Origin of the sequence: Paenarthrobacter nitroguajacolicus (genome assembly GCF_031455195.1) — a bacterium.
In the GTDB taxonomy this organism is placed as follows: domain Bacteria; phylum Actinomycetota; class Actinomycetes; order Actinomycetales; family Micrococcaceae; genus Arthrobacter; species Arthrobacter nitroguajacolicus_D.
On sequence record NZ_JAVDSH010000002.1, the window covers coordinates 655,446 to 674,715 of the forward strand.

At 62.9% G+C, this 19,270-nt stretch carries 21 protein-coding genes and 1 tRNA gene; 13 read left to right on the forward strand and 9 right to left on the reverse strand.

What is annotated here, in order from left to right; translation table 11 throughout:
* Positions 1–9: 9 nt before the first annotated feature.
* From J2Y68_RS06660 to J2Y68_RS06680, 5 genes are all read left to right on the forward strand, one after another.
* Positions 10–633, forward strand: a complete 624-nt coding sequence (locus J2Y68_RS06660) for a CDP-alcohol phosphatidyltransferase family protein (RefSeq protein ID WP_309991287.1) — start codon at positions 10–12, stop codon at positions 631–633.
* Positions 633–1,538, forward strand: a complete 906-nt coding sequence (locus J2Y68_RS06665) for a DMT family transporter (protein WP_309991289.1) — start codon at positions 633–635, stop codon at positions 1,536–1,538. The genes J2Y68_RS06660 and J2Y68_RS06665 overlap by 1 nt, the downstream gene beginning before the upstream one ends.
* Positions 1,539–1,646: 108 nt before the next feature.
* Positions 1,647–2,843 (forward strand): glycosyltransferase, encoded by a 1,197-nt coding sequence (locus tag J2Y68_RS06670; protein WP_309991291.1) that lies wholly within the window; start codon positions 1,647–1,649, stop codon positions 2,841–2,843.
* Between the two features lie 84 nt (positions 2,844–2,927).
* A tRNA-Ile gene (locus tag J2Y68_RS06675) sits at positions 2,928–3,001 on the forward strand.
* Between the two features lie 311 nt (positions 3,002–3,312).
* Positions 3,313–4,503 carry an acyl-CoA dehydrogenase family protein gene (locus tag J2Y68_RS06680; protein ID WP_309991297.1) on the forward strand — a complete coding sequence of 397 codons (1,191 nt, stop codon included), beginning with the start codon at positions 3,313–3,315 and terminating at the stop codon, positions 4,501–4,503.
* 24 nt (positions 4,504–4,527) lie between these two features.
* On the opposite strand, the gene J2Y68_RS06685 is transcribed toward J2Y68_RS06680, so the two are convergent.
* Positions 4,528–5,022: a M23 family metallopeptidase gene (locus J2Y68_RS06685; protein WP_309991299.1), complete on the reverse strand. Its 495-nt coding sequence runs from the start codon at positions 5,020–5,022 to the stop codon at positions 4,528–4,530.
* Between the two features lie 408 nt (positions 5,023–5,430).
* Here J2Y68_RS06685 and rpsB point away from each other — a divergent pair, with 408 nt between their 5' ends.
* From rpsB to J2Y68_RS06715, 6 genes are all read left to right on the forward strand, one after another.
* The gene (gene rpsB / locus J2Y68_RS06690) at positions 5,431–6,303 is read left to right on the forward strand and encodes a 30S ribosomal protein S2 (RefSeq protein ID WP_211711727.1); all 873 of its coding nucleotides are present in this window, start codon (positions 5,431–5,433) and stop codon (positions 6,301–6,303) included.
* A 121-nt stretch (positions 6,304–6,424) separates the two neighbouring features.
* Positions 6,425–7,261: a translation elongation factor Ts gene (gene tsf, locus J2Y68_RS06695; RefSeq protein WP_309991302.1), complete on the forward strand. Its 837-nt coding sequence runs from the start codon at positions 6,425–6,427 to the stop codon at positions 7,259–7,261.
* Positions 7,262–7,382: 121 nt separating this feature from the next.
* Positions 7,383–8,120: a UMP kinase gene (gene pyrH / locus J2Y68_RS06700; RefSeq protein WP_211711729.1), complete on the forward strand. Its 738-nt coding sequence runs from the start codon at positions 7,383–7,385 to the stop codon at positions 8,118–8,120.
* Between the two features lie 117 nt (positions 8,121–8,237).
* Entirely contained in the window at positions 8,238–8,795 is a 558-nt protein-coding gene (frr, locus tag J2Y68_RS06705) for a ribosome recycling factor (RefSeq protein ID WP_090819256.1), read from the forward strand.
* The gene (locus J2Y68_RS06710; RefSeq protein WP_211711730.1) at positions 8,795–9,730 is read left to right on the forward strand and encodes a phosphatidate cytidylyltransferase; all 936 of its coding nucleotides are present in this window, start codon (positions 8,795–8,797) and stop codon (positions 9,728–9,730) included. The genes frr and J2Y68_RS06710 overlap by 1 nt, the downstream gene beginning before the upstream one ends.
* 21 nt (positions 9,731–9,751) lie before the next feature.
* The gene (locus tag J2Y68_RS06715; RefSeq protein ID WP_309991306.1) at positions 9,752–10,336 is read left to right on the forward strand and encodes a DivIVA domain-containing protein; all 585 of its coding nucleotides are present in this window, start codon (positions 9,752–9,754) and stop codon (positions 10,334–10,336) included.
* Here J2Y68_RS06715 and J2Y68_RS06720 read toward each other — a convergent pair.
* From J2Y68_RS06720 to J2Y68_RS06740, 5 genes are read right to left on the reverse strand one after another with little or no spacing between them, the layout of a single operon-like run.
* On the reverse strand, positions 10,317–11,033 hold the full coding sequence (locus tag J2Y68_RS06720) for a hypothetical protein (RefSeq protein ID WP_309991309.1): 717 nt from the start codon (positions 11,031–11,033) through the stop codon (positions 10,317–10,319). The genes J2Y68_RS06715 and J2Y68_RS06720 overlap by 20 nt on opposite strands.
* A gap of 50 nt (positions 11,034–11,083) precedes the next feature.
* Entirely contained in the window at positions 11,084–12,550 is a 1,467-nt protein-coding gene (locus J2Y68_RS06725; protein ID WP_309991312.1) for a sodium/solute symporter, read from the reverse strand.
* Positions 12,547–12,909, reverse strand: coding sequence for a DUF485 domain-containing protein (locus J2Y68_RS06730; protein ID WP_309991314.1), 363 nt, complete (start codon positions 12,907–12,909; stop codon positions 12,547–12,549). The genes J2Y68_RS06725 and J2Y68_RS06730 overlap by 4 nt, the downstream gene beginning before the upstream one ends.
* Complete coding sequence (locus J2Y68_RS06735) at positions 12,906–13,625, reverse strand: LytR/AlgR family response regulator transcription factor (protein WP_211711735.1); 720 nt, start codon at positions 13,623–13,625, stop codon at positions 12,906–12,908. The genes J2Y68_RS06730 and J2Y68_RS06735 overlap by 4 nt, the downstream gene beginning before the upstream one ends.
* Before the next feature lie 21 nt (positions 13,626–13,646).
* The gene (locus tag J2Y68_RS06740) at positions 13,647–14,840 is read right to left on the reverse strand and encodes a sensor histidine kinase (protein ID WP_309991317.1); all 1,194 of its coding nucleotides are present in this window, start codon (positions 14,838–14,840) and stop codon (positions 13,647–13,649) included.
* 180 nt (positions 14,841–15,020) lie between these two features.
* Between J2Y68_RS06740 and J2Y68_RS06745 the strand changes: the two genes are divergently transcribed.
* Together J2Y68_RS06745 and J2Y68_RS06750 are read left to right on the forward strand one after the other, a co-directional pair.
* Positions 15,021–15,401 carry a DUF485 domain-containing protein gene (locus J2Y68_RS06745; RefSeq protein WP_211711737.1) on the forward strand — a complete coding sequence of 127 codons (381 nt, stop codon included), beginning with the start codon at positions 15,021–15,023 and terminating at the stop codon, positions 15,399–15,401.
* Entirely contained in the window at positions 15,398–17,017 is a 1,620-nt protein-coding gene (locus J2Y68_RS06750) for a solute symporter family protein (protein WP_309991320.1), read from the forward strand. Before J2Y68_RS06745 ends, J2Y68_RS06750 begins: the two co-directional genes overlap by 4 nt.
* Before the next feature lie 67 nt (positions 17,018–17,084).
* Here J2Y68_RS06750 and J2Y68_RS06755 read toward each other — a convergent pair whose 3' ends face one another.
* The 3 genes from J2Y68_RS06755 to J2Y68_RS06765 all read right to left on the reverse strand — a co-directional run bounded on the left by J2Y68_RS06755 (position 17,085) and on the right by J2Y68_RS06765 (position 19,235).
* Positions 17,085–18,104 (reverse strand): PHP domain-containing protein, encoded by a 1,020-nt coding sequence (locus tag J2Y68_RS06755; protein WP_309991323.1) that lies wholly within the window; start codon positions 18,102–18,104, stop codon positions 17,085–17,087.
* 73 nt (positions 18,105–18,177) lie between these two features.
* On the reverse strand, positions 18,178–18,807 hold the full coding sequence (locus tag J2Y68_RS06760; protein WP_309991326.1) for a hypothetical protein: 630 nt from the start codon (positions 18,805–18,807) through the stop codon (positions 18,178–18,180).
* A gap of 20 nt (positions 18,808–18,827) precedes the next feature.
* Positions 18,828–19,235 (reverse strand): DUF4383 domain-containing protein, encoded by a 408-nt coding sequence (locus J2Y68_RS06765; protein WP_211711740.1) that lies wholly within the window; start codon positions 19,233–19,235, stop codon positions 18,828–18,830.
* Positions 19,236–19,270 lie beyond the last annotated feature (35 nt).

A 19,270-nucleotide genomic window follows, 5' to 3' on the forward strand; every position in this document is an offset into this window, starting at 1 on the left:
GGGGACAAGATGAAACTGATCGGCGCTGGCTCGCACCCGGATCGGCCGCAGGTCGACCATGATTCGATCGTCACCGTCCCCAACATACTCACCGTCTTGCGTTTCATGGGTGTGCCCCTGTTCGTGTGGCTCGTGCTCTCCGAACAGGAGTACGGCTTTGCTGTCCTTGTGCTGATCATCATGGGCAGCACGGACTGGGTGGATGGCTACGTAGCCCGGCGCTTCGACCAGACGTCCAAGCTTGGCAGGATCCTTGATCCCATGGCGGACCGGGCCGCGCTCCTGGCCGTCGCATTCACCTTGGCGATCGCCGGCGTCGTGCAGTGGTGGTACCTCGCGGCATTGCTGGTGCCGGACACTATCCTGGCAATCGCGTCGCTGATCTACTTCCGCAGCCACCCCGACCTGCCGGTCAGCATCATCGGGAAGATCCGAACGGCTTTGTTGCTGGTGGGTACGCCGTTGCTGGTCCTGTCCAAGCTTCCTGTCCCGTTCACAGAGGTCTACTTCGTGGGGGCGTGGACTTTCCTCGGCCTCGGACTGGTGGGCCATTGGATTGCTGCTTACAACTACTTCTGGGCCATCTTGCGTAAGGGTAAAGAACTGAAAAACAACGACGGCGGACACGGCTGATGGTGTGGCTTGCCGTTTTCCTGGCGGTAGTTGGCGCATTCTTCCTGGCCATTGGTGCCCAACGGCAGGGCAGTGCGGTCAAGGCCGATACTGGTGGGCTTGCCCTCAGTTCCAACGGCTTCCTGCGGCTCCTGCGCAACCCACGCTGGATGTTGGGGCTGCTGTTCCTCGCCCTCGGCATGGTGATGAACGCGATAGCCCTGGTATCAGCGCCGTTAACAGTGGTCCAGCCGATCGGGGCGATCGCGCTGGTCATCACCACAGTGGTCAATGCAAAGGACCAGGGCCTCACCATCAACCGGGCCACCGTTGTGGCCATCAGCGCTTGCGTGACCGGTTCTGCCCTCTTCGTGCTGCTTGCAGTAAATGTCACCCAGGAAAACCATCACGTGAGCGCTGAGGACGAGCTCACCATCGTCCTGCTGCTTGCACTGGCTGTGGGCATCTTCGGAACGCTCGCCGTGTTGTTCAAGCATCGAATGAACGCCTTTGTCTACATCCTGGGCGCCGGCGTCCTCTTCGGGTTTGTGGCCGTACTGACCCGCATCATCGGTAAACACCTGCTTGATCCCAACGGGCTCTTTTTGTTCAACGTCCAGTGGTACACATTGATTGCCATTGTCGCCGCCGGTGGCCTGGGCTCCTGGTTTGTCCAAAGTGCCTACTCTGGAGGGCCGCCGGACCTGGTGATCGCAGGACTGACAGTTATCGACCCCATGGTGGGCATCGCCATCGGCATTGTGATCCTGGGTGAGCTTCGTCCCGATGTGCATGCCGTGATGGCGATAGCCATGGCTGCAGCGGCAACGCTTGCTATCGTTGGGGTTATTGCCCTGAGCAGGCACCATCCGGAAGTCACCAAACGCAAGAAGGACGCGAAGGCGGCGGCCAACCGGAAGGCTTAGGGCAAAGTCCTACCTTTGCGCCACCGCTTTTGCGGGCGGCAACCCGGCGACACCGCAGCATTGCCACAAGCAACGCTGTCCGCACCGTGACCATCAGGAGTTCTCCACGTGACCATTCCCGACACCAGCAAACCCCTCACCATCTTGATCGCGGCAGACACCTATCCACCGCACGTCAACGGCGCCGCCCAGTTCGGCTACCGCCTGGCCAAGGGAATGACGGCACGAGGACACAACGTACACGTGTTGGCCTGCCGGCAGGACAAGGGCAAGAGCTACACGGAGTTTCGCGACGAAGCAACGGTCCACCGCCTTCGCTCCCACGGCGTCTTTACGCACGAGTACTTCCGCATTTGCTTCCCATGGGAAATCAAGAAGGAAATCAGCCTGCTGTTCGATAAGGTGCAGCCGGACGTGGTCCACATCCAAAGCCACTACATGATTGGTGAGCACGTCCTGTACGAGGCCGTGAAGCGTGGCATCCGCGTCGTGGCAACCAACCACTTCATGCCCGAAAACCTGAACCCATTCCTGCCGTTCCCGCAGTGGTTCAAGGACATCGTGGGCCGCATTTCCTGGAAGGACATGGGCAAGGTCATGGGCCAGGCCGATGTCGTCACCACGCCCACGCCGCTTGCTGCCAAGGCCATGCACCAGCACGCCTTCCTGCGCAAGGTCCTGCCGCTTTCCAACGGCATCGACTCGGCCGCCTACGAACTCCAGCCGGGCGAATCAATTGAACCAAACAGTTATCCCACGGTCCTTTTCGCGGGTCGACTGGCCGAGGAAAAGCACGTTGATGTACTGATCGACGCCGTAGCGAAGACGCCCCGTGAGCTCAATGTGCACCTGGAGATCGTTGGCGGCGGTGAGGTCCGTCCGGCGCTCGAAGCGCAGGTGGCCAGGCTTGGGCTGGGAGACAGGGTGAAGTTCCTTGGGCTTGCCAGTGACGAAGACCTGCGCGAGGCCTACATCAAGGCCGACATCTTCTGCATGCCCGGAACTGCCGAACTCCAGTCGCTGGTGACGCTCGAAGCTATGTCCGCCTCCACGCCTGTGCTACTGGCCAACGCCATGGCGCTGCCGCACCTGGTCCGCGACGGCGAAAACGGGTACCTGTTCACCCCCAATGACAGCGGTGAGCTCGCAGCCAAGATCACCAAGCTCCTGCAACTGCCCGAGGACCAACTGAAGGCCATGGGCAAGCTCAGCCGCGAGATGGTGGAGCCCCACAGCATCAACGGCACCCTGCAGACGTTCGAGGACCTCTACCGCGGTGCTTCGTACGAGGACATGGTGGTGTGACCAAAGCACACCCTGGCACCTATTAGAATTGCTGGAGTGCTTTGCCCGGAACAGCCGTTTATTGTCGGTTGGTCCGGGTTTCACGGGGCTATAGCTCAGCTGGTTAGAGCGCGGGACTCATAATCCTAAGGTCCTCGGTTCAAGTCCGAGTAGCCCTACATTTCGCACTGAAGCCGCGGCTCACAATCCTGGATTGTGGGCTGCGGCTTTTTTTTATACGCTGCCCGTTGTGGCTCGCCTGCCGCAGCGCCGGCCCCGCCGCTTAGCCCAGTGTTCCGCGCAGCTGGCTCCGTCGCTCCTGCAACTACGGAAAGTAGCCCGAGCATTGCGGGAATCGGAGCACCTGCGGTAAGTTACTGCTCAGTAACTTATTGCCTGCCGGTAACATGGCCGTCCAGCTGACCCCTGGAGCTCGCGGCCTCTCCGGAATCCAGACGTGGTCGCAGGTGACCACCTTGAAGGAGCGCACATGTCCAACGCTGCATTCGACGCCACCACCCTCCCGTATGCCGATGGTGACTTCTACGCCTTCGAGCAAATGCTGACCGCCAAGGAGCAGGACCGCCTCGCTGAGGTCCGCGATTTCCTGGCCCGCGAGGTAAAGCCCATCGCGGTTGACTGCTGGAACCGCGGCGAATTCCCCATGGACCTGATTCCGAAGCTAGGTGAACTCGACTTGGTGAGCCCGGTCCGACGACAGGGCTACTCCAACCTGTTCGCCGGCATGCTCCATGCTGAAGTGACTCGTGCCGACGCCTCCATTGCCACGTTCATGGGTGTCCACGACGGGCTCTTCACCGGGTCCATCGAGGCGCTGGCCTCGCAGGAGCAGAAAGACGCTTGGCTGCCGGATATCTATTCCCTCAAGAAGATTGGTGCCTTCGGCCTGACTGAGCCCCTCGGCGGTTCGGATGTAGCCGGTGGAACCCGCACAACCGCCCGACGCGACGGCGATCACTGGATCCTCAACGGTGCCAAGCGCTGGATCGGCAATGCCACCTTCTCTGATTGGGTAGTCATCTACGCCAAGGACGTAGCCGACAACCAAGTCAAGGCGTTCCTGGTGGACACCACGCTGCCCGGCTACTCCGCCAGCAAGATCGAGAACAAAATCTCCCTGCGCACAGTGCAGAACGCGGATATCACGCTGGACAATGTTGTGGTTCCGGACTTCTTCAAGCTGGCCAACGGCAACAGCTTCCGCGACACCAACAAGGTCCTGAAGGTCACCCGGTTGGCTGTCGCGTGGCAGGCAGTCGGACTCCAGATGGCAGCTTTCGACGTCGCGCGGAGCTACGCCGTCGAGCGCCAGCAGTTCGGACGCCCGCTGGCCGCGTTCCAGCTGGTGCAGAACCAGTTGGTCCAGATCCTCGGAAACACTGTGGCCTCCACGGGCATGATGGTCCGGCTGGCACAGCTTGAGGACGCGGGAGTGGCCAAGGACGAGCAATCCGCTTTGGCGAAGGCCTTCACCACTGCCCGCATGCGTGAAAGCGTTGCTTTGGGGCGCAGCATCCTGGGCGGCAACGGCATCGTCACTGACTACGGCATGGCCAAGATCTTCTCTGACGCCGAGGCCATCTACTCATATGAGGGCACTCACGAAATCAACACCCTGGTGACCGGCAGGGCAGTCACCGGAGTATCGGCCATCGTCTAGCGACCCCGACGATACGGCGGGGGCTCATTCCAGTGGCAGCAGGACGGATGGCCGCATGTCCTGCACGAAGTCCAGCGGATTGACGTAGTCCTCGCCGCGCCGCACTCCCCAGTGCAGGCAAGTGACGCTGCCGCAATGGCCCGGCTCAACGGTGCCAAGGGCCTGCCCCTTGCGCACGGCATCGCCAGGTTTCAGTCCGCTGGTCAGTGGCTCGAAGCTGCTCCGCAATCCGTCGCCGTGATCAATTGTCAGGACCGGCCGGTCGACCACGACGCCGGCAAAGGTCACCACGCCGTCCGCCGGCGAGGTGACTTGTCCGCCGTCGGGCGCTGGTCCTAAGTCCACGCCGCGATGCCCGCTCATCCACGGTTTGTCCGGCGGGTCGAACGTCCGCAGGACGGACGGTTTGGGGGCGAGTGGCCAACTCCAGCGCCCTCGGGCCGCGGGCGTGGCATCCGTGGCTCCGCCTGAAAGTGCGAGGGCCAGGACCGCGGACAAAGTGAGCTTCAAAAGGGTCATGGATCCAGCCTTCCGTGGCAACCTGGACGGGTCGATGCCCGGGCTGTCCTATGTGGACAACGGATGTGATCCGCGGTCAAAGCTGCAGGGTCGCTGTAGTACACTTGTTGGAGCAGTTTGCTGTGCCCTCAAGCTTGTTCAGGAGCATGTCTCATTCAGATATGTGGGGGTCCCAGGCTGACTACGCGTATCCAGCCCTCCACCAGCGAAGCCTCATGGCTTCAGGCTGTGGAGGATTGTGCCTCTTGCGGTCCGCTGAAGCCTATTGGCTTGAGTCGGATGAGAAGCGCAATGGATGCCAGGAGCCAGGCCCGTCCGGGCCACAGGCTAAACAACCGTCAACTATTGGCAGGGTAAGAGCAGCCCCATGGGCTCTCTCATGAATGACCTGCCGGAAGGAGCGTCGGCATGCCCGTCGTAACTATGCGCCAGCTGCTTGACAGCGGCGTCCACTTTGGACACCAGACCCGTCGTTGGAACCCGAAGATGAAGCGCTTCATCTTCACGGAGCGCAACGGCATCTACATCATCGACCTCCAGCAGTCGCTGTCCTACATCGACCGCGCCTACGAGTTCGTCAAGGCTACTGTCGCCCACGGCGGCACCGTCCTGTTCGTCGGCACCAAGAAGCAGGCTCAGGAAGCAATTGCCGAGCAGGCTACCCGTGTTGGCCAGCCGTACGTCAACCAGCGTTGGTTGGGCGGTATGCTCACCAACTTCCAGACTGTCGCCAAGCGTATCCAGCGCATGAAGGAACTCGAAGAGATCAACTTCGACGACGTCGCAGGCTCGGCCTACACCAAGAAGGAGCTCCTGCTCCTCAAGCGTGAACTCACCAAGCTCGAGTCCAACCTCGGCGGTATCCGCAACCTGACCAAGGCTCCCTCGGTCCTGTGGGTTGTTGACACCAAGAAGGAACACCTTGCTGTTGACGAAGCCAAGAAGCTGAACATCCCGGTTGTTGCCATCCTGGACACCAACTGCGATCCCGACGAAGTCGACTTCCCGATCCCGGGTAACGACGACGCCATCCGCTCCGTCAACCTGCTCACCCGCGTTGTTGCCGATGCCGTAGCTGAGGGCCTCATCGCCCGCAACCAGCGCGCAACGGGCACTACCGAAGCTCCGGAAGAGCCGCTGGCCGAGTGGGAGCGCGAGCTCCTCGAAGGCAGCAAGGCCGAAGAAGCTGCAGCAGCAGAGGCTCCCGCTGAAGAAGCTCCGGCAGCCGAGGCTCCCGCAGCAACTGAAGCTGCAGACGGCGAAGCCGAAGCAGCCAAGTAAATCTGGACCTTCCCTGATGTTGGAAACAGCCTCGGGGGCAACTGACAGGATGGCAGCTCACGCGGTGGGCTGCCGTCCTGTCAGTCCGTAAACACACAAATTTCTAGACAGAGGGGTTCACATGGCGAACTACACTGCTGCTGACATCAAGGCCCTGCGCGAGCGCACCGGCGCCGGCATGATGGACGTCAAGAAGGCTCTTGACGAAGCCAACGGTGACGCCGAAAAGGCCATCGAGATCATCCGCATCAAGGGCCTCAAGGGCGCTACCAAGCGCGAAGGCCGCTCCACCGCTGAAGGCCTGGTTGCTGCCAAGGTCAACGGTGGCGTTGGCGTAATGATCGAGGTCAACTGCGAGACCGACTTCGTTGCCAAGTCTGACAAGTTCATCCAGCTGGCTGACAAGGTCCTCAACGTTGCAGTCGAGTCCGGCGCAGCCGACCTCGAAGCCCTGCTGGCCACCGAGGTCGACGGCAAGCCGTTGTCCGAGGTTGTCGTCGAAGAGGGCGCTGTCCTAGGCGAGAAGGTTGTTGTCCGCCGCATCTCCCGCGTTGAGGGAACCACGGTTGACGCCTACCTGCACAAGACGTCCAAGGACCTCCCGGCCCAGGTCGGCGTGCTGTTCGCTGTTGACGGTGAAGGCGAAGCCGCTGCCACCGCAGCTCACGACATCGCTGTCCACGTTGCAGCCATGGCTCCGAACTACCTGACCCGCGAAGACGTCCCGGCCGAACTGGTCGAGTCCGAGCGTCGCATCGCCGAAGAGACCGCCAAGGCTGAAGGCAAGCCCGAAGCTGCTCTTTCGAAGATCGTGGAAGGCCGCGTGACGGGCTTCTACAAGGGTGAAGTTCTGGTTGACCAGGCATTCGCCAAGGATTCCAAGAAGACCGTTGCACAGGTCCTCGAAGAAGCCGGCGTCAAGGCAACCGCAGTAACCCGTTTCCGCGTAGGAAACTAGTAATTCATGAAAAGGGGTGGTCACTTCGGTGGCCGCCCCTTTTTCATGCACCCGTCCGGGTAGTACCTGCGCGGACCCACAGCACGATAATCTAGCCAGAGTCCACCAACGGGAAGGCACCATGGAAACCGTCAACACTGCAATCCAGCCCGAGAAGACCCGCCGACGTGTACTTCTGAAACTTTCCGGCGAGGTCATCGGCGGAGGCAAGCTCGGCGTCGATCCTGAGACCGTCCGGGCTATCGCCAAGCAGATCGCGGCAGCCGTGTCCGACGTTGAAGTTGCGATCGTCGTGGGCGGCGGCAACTTCTTCCGGGGCGCCGAACTGTCCCAGAGCGGCATGGACCGTTCCCGTGCCGACTACATGGGCATGCTGGGCACGGTCATGAACTGCCTGGCCCTCCAGGACTTCCTGGAACAGGCCGGCGTTGAAACCCGCGTCCAGAGCGCCATCACCATGGGCCAGGTAGCGGAGGCCTACATTCCCCGCCGGGCCATCCGCCACATGGAAAAGGGTCGTGTGGTCATCTTCGGTGCCGGTGCAGGCCTGCCGTACTTCTCCACTGATACAGTCGCTGCCCAGCGTGCCCTGGAGGTTCACGCAGACGTGGTCCTCATGGCCAAGAGCGGCGTGGACGGCGTCTACACCGCCGACCCCAAGAAGGACCCGACAGCAGAAAAGCTTGACGTCCTCAGCTATGACGATGCCCTGCGCCGCGACATCCGGGTCATGGACCAGACAGCCATGACCATGTGCAAGGACAACCAGCTCTCCATGGTGGTCTTCGGCATGGAAGGCGAAGGCAACGTTACCCGTGCCATCCTCGGCGAAACGCTGGGAACCCTGGTTACTCCCTAGCAAGGGCTAGGATATTTCTAGGACCGTCCGCCCCACGTGGCGGATCTTTACTATGCATTTCTTTACCGTGCATTGCCGCCTGACGTTGGGCAGCAACTACTTTCTGAGGAGAAACCCGTGATCGAAGAGACCTTGCTCGAAGCCGGCGAGAAGATGGACAAGGCGGTTGAGGTAGCCAAGGACGATTTCGCCACGATCCGCACGGGCCGGGCCAACCCCGGTCTGTACAACAAGGTGATCGTCGAGTACTACGGCACACCCACTCCGCTCCAGCAGTTGGCTTCCTTCGGTGTGCCCGACGCCCGCACCATCCTCATCACGCCCTACGACAAGACCGCACTGCGGGACATCGAAAAGGCACTGAGCGACTCCGAGGTGGGCGCCAACCCCTCCAACGACGGCAACGTTATCCGCGTGACCATCCCGGAGCTCACCAAGGAGCGCCGCAAGGAATACGTGAAGATCGTCAAGGGCAAGGGTGAGGACGCCAAGGTCTCCATCCGCAGCATCCGCCGCAAGGCGAAGGACAGCCTGGACAAGCTCGTCAAGGACGGCGAAGCCGGCGAAGACGAGGGCGCCCGCGCTGAGAAGGAGCTCGACGCCCTGACCAAGCAGCACGTCGACAGCATCGACGAACTGCTCAAGCGCAAGGAAGCCGAGCTGCTCGAGGTCTGATGAACCAGGCAGAGCCGGCGCCCGCTGAGCGGGTCCCGACACGCGACACCCCCAAACGCGCCAGGCGTGTACGGGCAAATCCCACCCCCAAGGCGGGACGCAACCTTCCGGCGGCCATCGGCGTCGGGCTTTCCATGCTGTTGGCCGTTTTGGGCGGCCTGCTGTTCCTGCCCCTGGGATTCGTCCTCCTGACCACCGCGTTTGCGGTCCTGGGGGTCTGGGAAGTTTTCCGGGCTCTCGAGGCACAGGGCACCCGGATGCCGATCATCCCCGTGATGGTCGGCAGCCTGGTGATGCCGGTCTCTGCCTATTTTGGCGGCCTTGAAGGGCTGTTGTTCACCATGACGGCGAGCTCCGTGGCCGTCCTGCTGTGGCGTTCCATCGAGAGCGCGGCGGGCGCGCCCCGGAGCGTGTTCGCCGGGGTTTTCACGCTTGCCTGGATTCCGTTCCTGATCAGCTTCGCGGCGCTGCCGTTGCACGCAACCGGCGGGGCAACCCCGGTGGGTTTCTGGCCTGACGGCATTCCGGACGGGGCGTGGCAGATCGCTTCGATGCTGCTGTTGGTCGTCTCCAATGACACGTTCGGCTACATCGTTGGGGCATCCTTCGGCAAGCACCCCATGGCCCCGAAAATCAGCCCCAAGAAATCCTGGGAGGGTTTCGCCGGTTCGGTTGGTGGGGCCATGGTGATCGGTGTCCTGGCCTGCATCTTCATCCTTGACAGGCCGTGGTGGGTGGGGCTCATCCTGGCTCTCGGCATGGTGGCCGCAGCCACCGCCGGAGACCTCGCCGAGTCCATGGTCAAGCGTGAGCTTGGCGTCAAGGATATGAGCAGCATCCTGCCCGGCCACGGGGGCGTCATGGACCGTTTGGACTCCATCGTGTTCGCGGCCCCTGTAGCCTATGTTCTGTTCGCGCTGCTGAGCGGCGTCTGATAAACCAATGAAGGAAAAGTAGTGTCAGTGGATATTCGACGCCAGATTCCCGCCACGTTCGACCGTGTGGAGCGCAGCAAGTACGGCTACAACGCCAAACAGGTGGATGAGTTCCTCCAGCGCGCCAAGAAGTCGTTCGAGAGTCCTGTAGGAGCTGCTGACCAGATAGCCAGTGGCGACGTCCGTGATGTGGCTTTCGACCCCGTCAAGGGCGGATACGACGCGCACAGCGTCGACGCCGCCCTGGATCGCCTGGAGGACGCTTTCGCTCGGCGCGAGCGTGACGACCTCATCAACCAGCAGGGTGAGGAAGCGTGGCTCCGCCAGATCGGCAAGCTCTCCGGCATCCTCCGGGGCAGGCTGCACCGGCCCGACGGCGAGCGGTTCCGCCGCCCGTCCAAAAAGCGGGCCCGCAGCTACAACGTCCAGGACGTCGACGCCCTGTGCGCGGAACTCATCGGTTACCTCGAGCACGACCAGACCCTCAGCGTGGACACTGTCCGCCGGGCGGTCTTCCGTGCAGCCAAGGGGGACGAGGGTTATGAAGAAGCGCAGGTGGACGCGTTCCTGGCGCGTGTCGTGGAACTCATGGCTGCGATCGACTAGGCCCTTTTTCGCTAGATCGCGAGACCGGCGGGTTGTTTTTCCAGACCTCAAGGTACCTGCGATGTCCCCTGGCCAGTGAAGTCACGAAGAAGGCCAGGGCGGCTACTACTGCAATGCCTACGGACAGGGCCACCGGCAAGCCTCCCACCAACATCGCAGACCCCAGCAGCAGTGCGATGAGGGCGGAGTTGACCGTCCCCATGAACACCATGCTGCTCCCTGCCACTTGGCTGAAGTCGCGGCGGCCGCCAAAAAAGTAGTAGGTCCGCTTGGCCCCTTCTTCGTCGTCGTGAAAGCTGGCCATAAGGTACGGCGCCACCCCTGGGTCGAGGTCCACGTACGCGGCGCGGAGCCTGTTCATGGCGATGACGTACATCAGGTCTTCCATGCCCACGCTCATCACGCGTACGTGCGTGAGCAGTCCAACCACTACGTCGATGCTGAGTATGGTTAGCGCGAAGGCCCTGAACGCATCCGAAAACTGGGTGGCGTTTCCCACCAGCGCCACGCTGAGCAGGCTGGCTGAGGTGAAGGTCAGGAACATGCTGATGCGGGTGAGGACCTCGCCTTGGGTGGTGCTCCTGGAAGCGAGCAGGCTCCAATGCTCGGTGGCCAACAACTGCGCCCGGACGCCGGGCGGCAAATCCGCCTTTGTAGCCGGTGGATCGGGGCTGGCCGGAAGTGGTTCCTCGGACATGGCGTCATTGTCCACCCTGAATGATGCGCGAACAACAGGGCGGGGCCGCCTTAGCGTTCGGTCGCGACCGGGCGCTCGGGCACGTGCAGCCGGGACATGACGCGGTCAACGGAGGACGGAACACGGCCCTTGGTCATGATGGACACGGCCACGGTTACCGCGAATGCCGCCGGAACACTCCATGCCGCAGGCTGGGCCAGCCACGCAGGAGCGTTTCCGCCGCCCATCAACGTGCCGGCCACCATGGCGCCGCCGCAGAGCAACGCGCCGGTCAGCATGCCCGCGATAGCCCCGGCATCGGTGAGGCCACGCCACCAGATTCCCAGCAAAAGCACCGGACAAATGGTGGAGGCCGTGAAGGCAAAGACCAGGCCAACGCTTCCGGCCAGGGCCAGGGTGTCGGTCATGAAGGCAAAGCCCAAAGGCACGACGGCGGCGAGCACCGCCGCGAGCCGGAAACCTCTGACGCTGCCGCCAAAGACGTCTTGGCTGATGACGCCCGATAAGGACACCACCAGGCCCGAGGTTGTGGACAGGAACGCTGCGAAGGCTCCTGCCACGACCAGGGCCGAGAGGACATCACCAGCCGTTCCACCGATCAGCCTTCCTGGCAGCAGCAGGACCAAGGCATCAGCTTGTCCGGACTGTGCCAGTTCGGGAGCGAACATCCGTCCGAGTGCGCCGGAGAGTGTGGGGAAAAGGTAGAAAACGGAGAGTAGTCCCAGCACGATCAAGGTGGTCCGCCGGGCGGACTGGCCGTCCGGGTTGGTATAGAACCTGACCAGTACATGAGGCAGCCCAAGGGTTCCGAACAGCAGGGCCACCAACAGGGAGATGTGTTGGTAAGCCCCTGCGGGTGCTTGGCTGGTGGGGTTGAGGGTGAGCGGTGCCTGTGGCGCAGTGCCGTTACCGGCCAGCACCAGCAGGACGAACACTACGGGCACTGCCAGGGCTGTCAGCTTCAACCAGTATTGAAACGCCTGGACAAAGGTGATGGAACGCATCCCGCCTGCCACCACCGTGAGGCACACCACCACTACAACCGCCGTCGAACCTACCCAGGACGGCAGGCCAGTGGTGATCCTGATGGTGAGGGCCGCCCCGTGGAGTTGCGGGACGATGTACAGCCACCCGACCGCTACCACCACCAGGCTCGTCACGCGTCGGACCAGCGCCGAATCCAGGCGGGCTTGGGTGAAATCCGGGATGGTGTAGGCGCCGGAACGCCTGAGGGGAGCGGCCACGAAGAGCAACAGCATCAGGTAACCGGCGGTGTAGCCCACCGGGAACCACAAAGCATCGGTGCCTGAGAGCAGGATCAGCCCGGCGACACCCAGGAAGCTTGCCGCGGAAAGGTATTCGCCCCCGATCGCCGAGGCGTTCCACCATGGTGGGACGGTGCGGGAGGCGACGTAGAAGTCGCCCGTTGTACGGGAGATGCGCAGCCCGTAGAAGCCGATGACCGCTGTCGTGAGGGAAACGGCGAGGAACGCGACGAGGCTGACGACAGGGTTCACTTGTCCTCCACAAGGTCCCGGTAGCGGGCCTCGTTGCGGGCCGCGGCACGGTTATAAAGCCAGGCACTGAGCCCGATCACCGGGTAGACGCCCACCCCGAGCGCCAGCCAATTAAGGGGGATGCCCACAATGCGGATTTCCGCCACACCCGGGCCGTAGACAAGGATCAGTGCGAACACGCTCAGGATGACCAGGAACCCGCAGGCCACCACCAACGCGAGGCGCAGCTGCGACCGGATGAGTGAGCGGACAAAAAGGCGGCCGGAGTCGGAATCCTCCGGGATCTCACGGTGGCTCGCCAACCGTCCGGGAGCGAGGGGAGCGGACTGTCGCGGCGCCGTGACGCGGACCCTGGTCATCCTTGGGGCCGGATGCGCGTGGAGTGCAGTTTGTCCCTGACCGACGGAAGGTGGCGCCGGCTGATGGGCAACTCTGCCCCCGACACAGCCACGCTGGGGCCCGTGGCGGAAAGCCGCAGGTGCTGGACGTGGTTGAGGGCGATGAGGTACGAACGATGGATCCGGATAAAACCGGCTTCCGCCCATTTCTGCTCCAGGTCGCTGAGGGGCACGCGGATGAGGTAGCTTGCCTCAGCGGTGTGCAGGCGTGCGTAATCCCCTTGGGCCTGCACGTAGGTGACGTCGTCACGCCGGATCATGCGCGTGGTGCTGCCAAGGTCCACCGTGATCATCTCAGGCGCCGGGGTACCGTCCTTGATCAGCTCGCTGATCCGATCCACGGATCGGGACAGCCGTTCGGCCCGCAGCGGCTTCAGCAGGTAGTCGACGGCGGCCAGGTCGAAGGCCTCAAGGGCACAGTCCTCGTCCGCGGTGACGAACACGACGGCGGGCGGGTTGCTGGTGCGCGATATGGCGCGGGCGATGTCCAGGCCCGACAGGGCGGGCATGTGGATGTCGAGGAAAACTGCGTCGACAGGTTCCGTTTCCAGAGTCCTCAGCGCCTCGGCCCCCGAAGATGCCCGGTGGATGGCCCCAATCCGCTCGTCCCGTCCCAGGAGGAAGGCGAGTTCTTCGACGGCGGGCAGTTCGTCATCGGCGACGAGCACGTTGATCATGCTTATAGATTAGCCCGCGGTTCAGGCGTCGTGGCCCGGCTGCGACTTGGGTACACGCAGGGTGATCAGGGTCCCTTCGCCAGGAGCCGTATCGATAACCAGCCCGTGCTCATCCCCATAAACCTGCCGCAGGCGGGCGTCGACGTTGCGCAAGCCCACGTGGTCGCCGTCCGTGTGCCCGGCCAGTACCGACCGCAGGTGTTCCGGGTCCATGCCAACGCCGTCGTCCTCGATGGTGACTTCGGCGAACGCGCCGGAGTCATTGGCGCAGATAGTGATGTGGCCCGGGCCTTCCTTGGCTTCCAAGCCATGGCGAACCGCATTTTCCACCAGCGGCTGGAGGCTGAGGAACGGGATGACTGTGCTCAATACCTCCGGCGCAATCCGCAGGCTTACCTGGACCCGCTCGCCGAAACGGGCCCTTTCCAGGAGCAAGTAGCGGTCGATGCAGCGCAGTTCCTCCGCCACAGTGGTGAAATCGCCGTGCCGTCGGAACGAATACCGGGTGAAGTCGGCGAACTCAACCACGAGCTCCCTGGCCCTGGCCGGATCGGTGTTGATGAACGAGGCAATAGCGTTCAGTGAGTTATAGATAAAGTGCGGGCTGATCTGTGCCCTGAGGGCCCTGACCTCAGCCTCCATCAGGAGGGTCCGGGACGCTTCGAGTTCCGCGAGTTCCAGTTGGGCGGCAATCCAGTCAGCCACTTCGCTTGTGGCGCGGACCAGGCCCGCGCCCGCGGCAGGTGCCAAGGCGGCCACCGATCCGACCACCCGGGAACCGGCCCGGATAGGCGCAATGACGGCGCTGAAGTCGTGCGCCGTCTTGTCGGCGCCGTGGGCCCCGGCGTGGGGGACCACCACGGTTCGGCCGGTACCCAGCACATCCGCCGCGAGGCGCATCAACGATGGCCGGAGATCCTCCCCGGCACCGTCCCAGGCGAGTACGGCGTCGGTATCCGTAATGGCCAGGGCATCACAGCCCAGCAGTACCCGCAATTGCTTGCTGGCCTTGGCTGCCCCGGCGGGTTGGAGGCCGCCGCGAAGGTGCTGCCCGGCCCTGGACGCTGCATGCAGTGTATTGTACGTGGCACGTTCGGCATCGGTGCCAAGGTCGCGGAATGATCGGATGACCTTCAAGCCAACACCCACGACGACGGCGACAGCCAGCACGATCACGGCGATGGCTGCGGCACTGAAAAGCGGGGAGTCGGGCATACAGCCAGCGTAGCCAATGAACGTGCTTGCATCCTGCCGTTCGGCGCAGGGGTGCGACCGTTGAGCGACACCCCAGGGCGAACCACTGGAACAGGCGGTGTAGCGCATCCGATAGTGATTGCAGTCACATCGGCGCCGAGGGTGGAGCTGATGTGGGCACATCACAACCAGGAGGAACCAATGGGTAATGAGGCCCACCCCCACGACGCTGCGGCGTCCGTGGACTTCCAGGAAGTCCAACAAACGGAACGGTTCAAGACTCTGCGCAAGCGGCACCGCAGCTTTGTCTTCCCCATGGCCGTCATATTCCTGCTTTGGTATTTCGCGTATGTCCTGTTGGCCGCCTACGCCGTCGACTTCATGTCCACCAAGGTTTGGGGCAACATCAACATCGGCCTGATCCTTGGGCTGCTCCAGTTCGTCACCACGTTCGGCATCACGGCCTGGTACGTGAGCTACTCCAACAGGAAGCTGGACCCCATCGCGGCCGAGATCCGCAACGGGATCGAAGGCCACCAATTCGATAAGGACGGCAACATGATCCAAGGGGAGGCCAAATGAACGCCACCATGGTCCCGGCAGTCGAGGTCGCTGCCCTCAAAGACACCACGCTGTTGAACATGGGCATCTTTGCCTTGTTCGTCGCGGTCACCATGGTCATCGTTTTCCGGGCCAGCCGGAACAACAAGACAGCCGCTGACTACTACGCCGCAGGCCGCTCCTTCACGGGCTCCCAGAACGGGACGGCCATCGCAGGCGACTACCTGTCGGCGGCGTCGTTTCTCGGCATTACCGGTGCAATCGCCATCAACGGGTACGACGGCTTCCTGTACTCCATCGGCTTCCTGGTCGCCTGGCTCGTGGCACTGCTGCTCGTCGCCGAACTGCTCCGCAACACCGGCAAGTTCACCATGGCCGACGTCCTATCGTTCCGGTTGCGCCAACGGCCTGTCCGCATCGCCGCCGCACTGTCCACCCTCGCAGTCTGCTTCTTCTACCTCCTGGCCCAGATGGCCGGCGCAGGGAGCCTCATCTCGCTCCTGCTGGGAATCAGCGACTGGGGCGGACAGGCGCTGGTGATCATCGTCGTCGGCGCGTTGATGATCATGTATGTGCTCATCGGCGGCATGAAGGGCACCACCTGGGTTCAGATCATCAAGGCGATCCTGCTCATCGCCGGCGCCGCAGTCATGACGGCAATGGTGCTTGCGATCTATGGATTCAACCTCTCCAGCCTGCTGGGATCGGCGGCAGAGGCTGCCAATAACCCGGCAGTCCTCAACCCGGGCCTGCAGTACGGCAAGACCGAAACATCCAAGCTCGACTTCATGTCGCTGGGCCTGGCATTGGTCCTTGGAACAGCAGCTCTCCCGCACGTCCTGATGCGCTTCTACACGGTTCCCACCGCCAAAGAAGCCCGCAAGTCCGTGGTGTGGGCCATCTGGCTGATCGGCCTGTTCTACCTCTTCACCCTGGTGCTGGGCTACGGAGCGGCCGCCCTGGTAGGCGCGGAAACCATCAAGTCCGCACCCGGGGGCGTCAACTCCGCTGCACCGCTGCTGGCCTTCCACCTCGGCGGCCCGCTGCTTCTTGGCTTCATCTCAGCGGTTGCTTTCGCCACGATCCTCGCCGTCGTCGCCGGCTTGACCATCACCGCCGCCGCGTCCTTCGCCCACGACATCTACGCGAACGTCATTTCCAAGGGCAAAGCCGACGCTACTGCCGAGGTGAAAGTTGCACGGCGCACTGTTGTGGTGATCGGCGTCCTCGCCATCCTCGGTGGCATCTTCGCCAACGGCCAGAACGTGGCCTTCCTGGTGGCGCTGGCCTTCGCGGTCGCGGCGTCCGCCAACCTGCCCACCATTGTCTACTCGCTGTTCTGGAAGAAGTTCACCACCCAGGGCGCTGTATGGAGCATGTATGGCGGGCTCGCCCCGGCGATCCTGCTCATCGCGTTCTCGCCCGTAGTCTCTGGTGCCAAGACATCCATGATCCAGGGCGCCAACTTCGCGATCTTCCCGCTCAGCAACCCGGGCATCGTTTCCATCCCGTTGGCCTTCTTCCTGGGCTGGCTCGGAACGGTCTTGGACAAGCGGCGCGAAGACCCGGCCAAGCAGGCAGAGATGGAGGTGCGCTCGCTGACCGGAATCGGAGCTGAGAAGGCAGTGGACCACTAGGCCCGCTGCGTCGAAAAACATCAAGGGCCCCTCCTGTCGTAACAGGAGGGGCCCTTTGGTGCGCGGGTCATTTCTTGAGGCTGAGCCACTCAGTCAGCTGTTCCAGCGGCCAGGTGGTGACGATGCGATCCTTCGGTACTCCGAGCGCTTCCGCGCGCGCAGCTCCGTACTGCAGGAAATCGAGCTGGCCGGGTGCGTGTGCGTCGCTGTCGATGCTGAACAGGCATCCCGCATCGAGGGCCATCTTAATGAGGTTGTCCGGCGGGTCCTGGCGTTCAGGGCGGGAATTGATTTCCACTGCGACACCCCACTCCGCGCACTCGCTGAAGACCTTGGCTGCATCGAACTCGGACTCGGGCCGGGTGCCCCGGGACCCTTGGACGAGCCGTCCCGTGCAGTGGCCCAGGACGTTGGTGTGCGGGTCGCTGATGCCGCCGAGCATTCTCGCTGTCATGGTCTTCTTATCTGACCGAAGCTTCGAATGGACGCTAGCCACCACCACGTCCAGCCGGTCCAGCATTTGGGGTGCCTGGTCCAGGGTTCCGTCTTCCAGGATGTCCACCTCGATGCCCTTGAGCAATTGGAATCCGTCGTGGGAGGCATTGATGTCCTCCACTATGCGCAACTGATCCTCGAGGCGTTCGATGCTCAGGCCGTTGGCTATGGTCAGGTTGGGGGAGTGGTCCGTGAGGGCCAGGTATTCGCGGCCAAGCGTGCGTGCTGCGGCCACCATCGCTTCGATGGGTGATCCGCCGTCGGACCAGTTGCTGTGACTGTGAAGATCGCCACGCAACGCTGCCCGGAGTGTGTCGCCGCCTTGGGCCAGTGGTTCGGTGCCACGCTCCCGAAGGTCGGCCAGATACTCGGGGACCCTGTCTTCCAGCGACTGGGTTATGACCTCCGCGCTGCGGCTGCCGACGCCTTTGAGGCTGGTGATGCGGCCGGTGCCGACCAGCTTTGCGAGATCGTCGGGCGGTAGCTGCCGAACGGCGTCGGCCGCTTTGCGGAATGCTTGGACCTTGAAGGTGGGTGCTTGGCTGCGTTCGAGCCAAAATGAAATTTCGTCGAGCGCCTCGATGGGATCCATGGCTCCATGATCCACGAACCAAGCGCACCATCAACAGTGGGCAGTGTCGATGGTGCGCCGGTCCGGTCACCGCCTAGTGGTGGTGACCCTGCTCCAGGGCGGGATTGGAGCCCTGGCCATGCTCTCCGTGAGGCACGGCGTGCTGTCCCGCCATCGACGCCGCCAGTCCCGGAGTAGCAACTGTTGCAACAACGACGGCGGCTCCGAACGCGGCTGCCAGAAGCCGCCCGGTCCTTGGCTGGCCGTGGGCGCCGCCGTCGTTGGTCTTGTGTTGCCGCCTCAGCCAGCCCGCTCCGGCGAGAGCCATGAGGGTCAGGCCGAGGGCGGCAAAGTGGCTCACGTCCAACGAGCGTTGGATGCTGATTCCGCTCGCCACGACCGCGACGTGCGCCAGGGCGGCTGCGGCCAAGGCCGGAAGCGCATAGCGGGCGAACACCAGGGAGTTGCGGTGCAGGCCCCACAGCGACCAAGCCAGGAAGGCCAAGCCAGCCGCGAGGGTCGCGGCACCGGAGACCATGAGTCCCGGTGCCGCGGATCCAGCTCCGGTGAGGTATCCGGCGGCCAGGGAGAGCTCGACCATTCCCGCTGCCATGGCGGCGAAATACACGAACAACAGGGTTGCCGCGCTCAGCGTGGGGTGGTTTTTGCTCTCCATGGTCATTGTTCCTCTCGCTCCGGAGTCGGTGATCAGCTGCTCGGTCATCAGCTCGTGAGTGCTGGTGCCTAGGCGCGGGCGGAGGCTACGGCGGCCTTGTCCTGCGAGAGTGCTACGCCGAGCAGGACCACGGCGCTGGCGAGGTGCAGCACGTTATCGGCGCCGTTGAGGGCGATGATGTTCAGCGAGCTGCCGACGAGGAAGAGGCCAACGATACCCACCAGCAAGTAGACGCCACCAACCGTGGTGTTGACCGACTTGGAGAGGGTGACACCGTTCATGCCTGCGTAGAGCAACGCGGCGCCGATGGCCAGGTGGATGATGTTGTGAAGCGGGTTCACGGCGAAGATGATGAGGTTGGCGCCCTCGGTGGCGAAGAAGCCGATTCCCGAGGTGACAAAGAATCCGAGCACGCCTACCAAGAGGTAAACGGCTCCGAAGATGGTGGCGATCAAGCGATTGGGCGAAGTACGCATTGGTCCGAACCTTCCGATGATGGCCGGGAAACCCC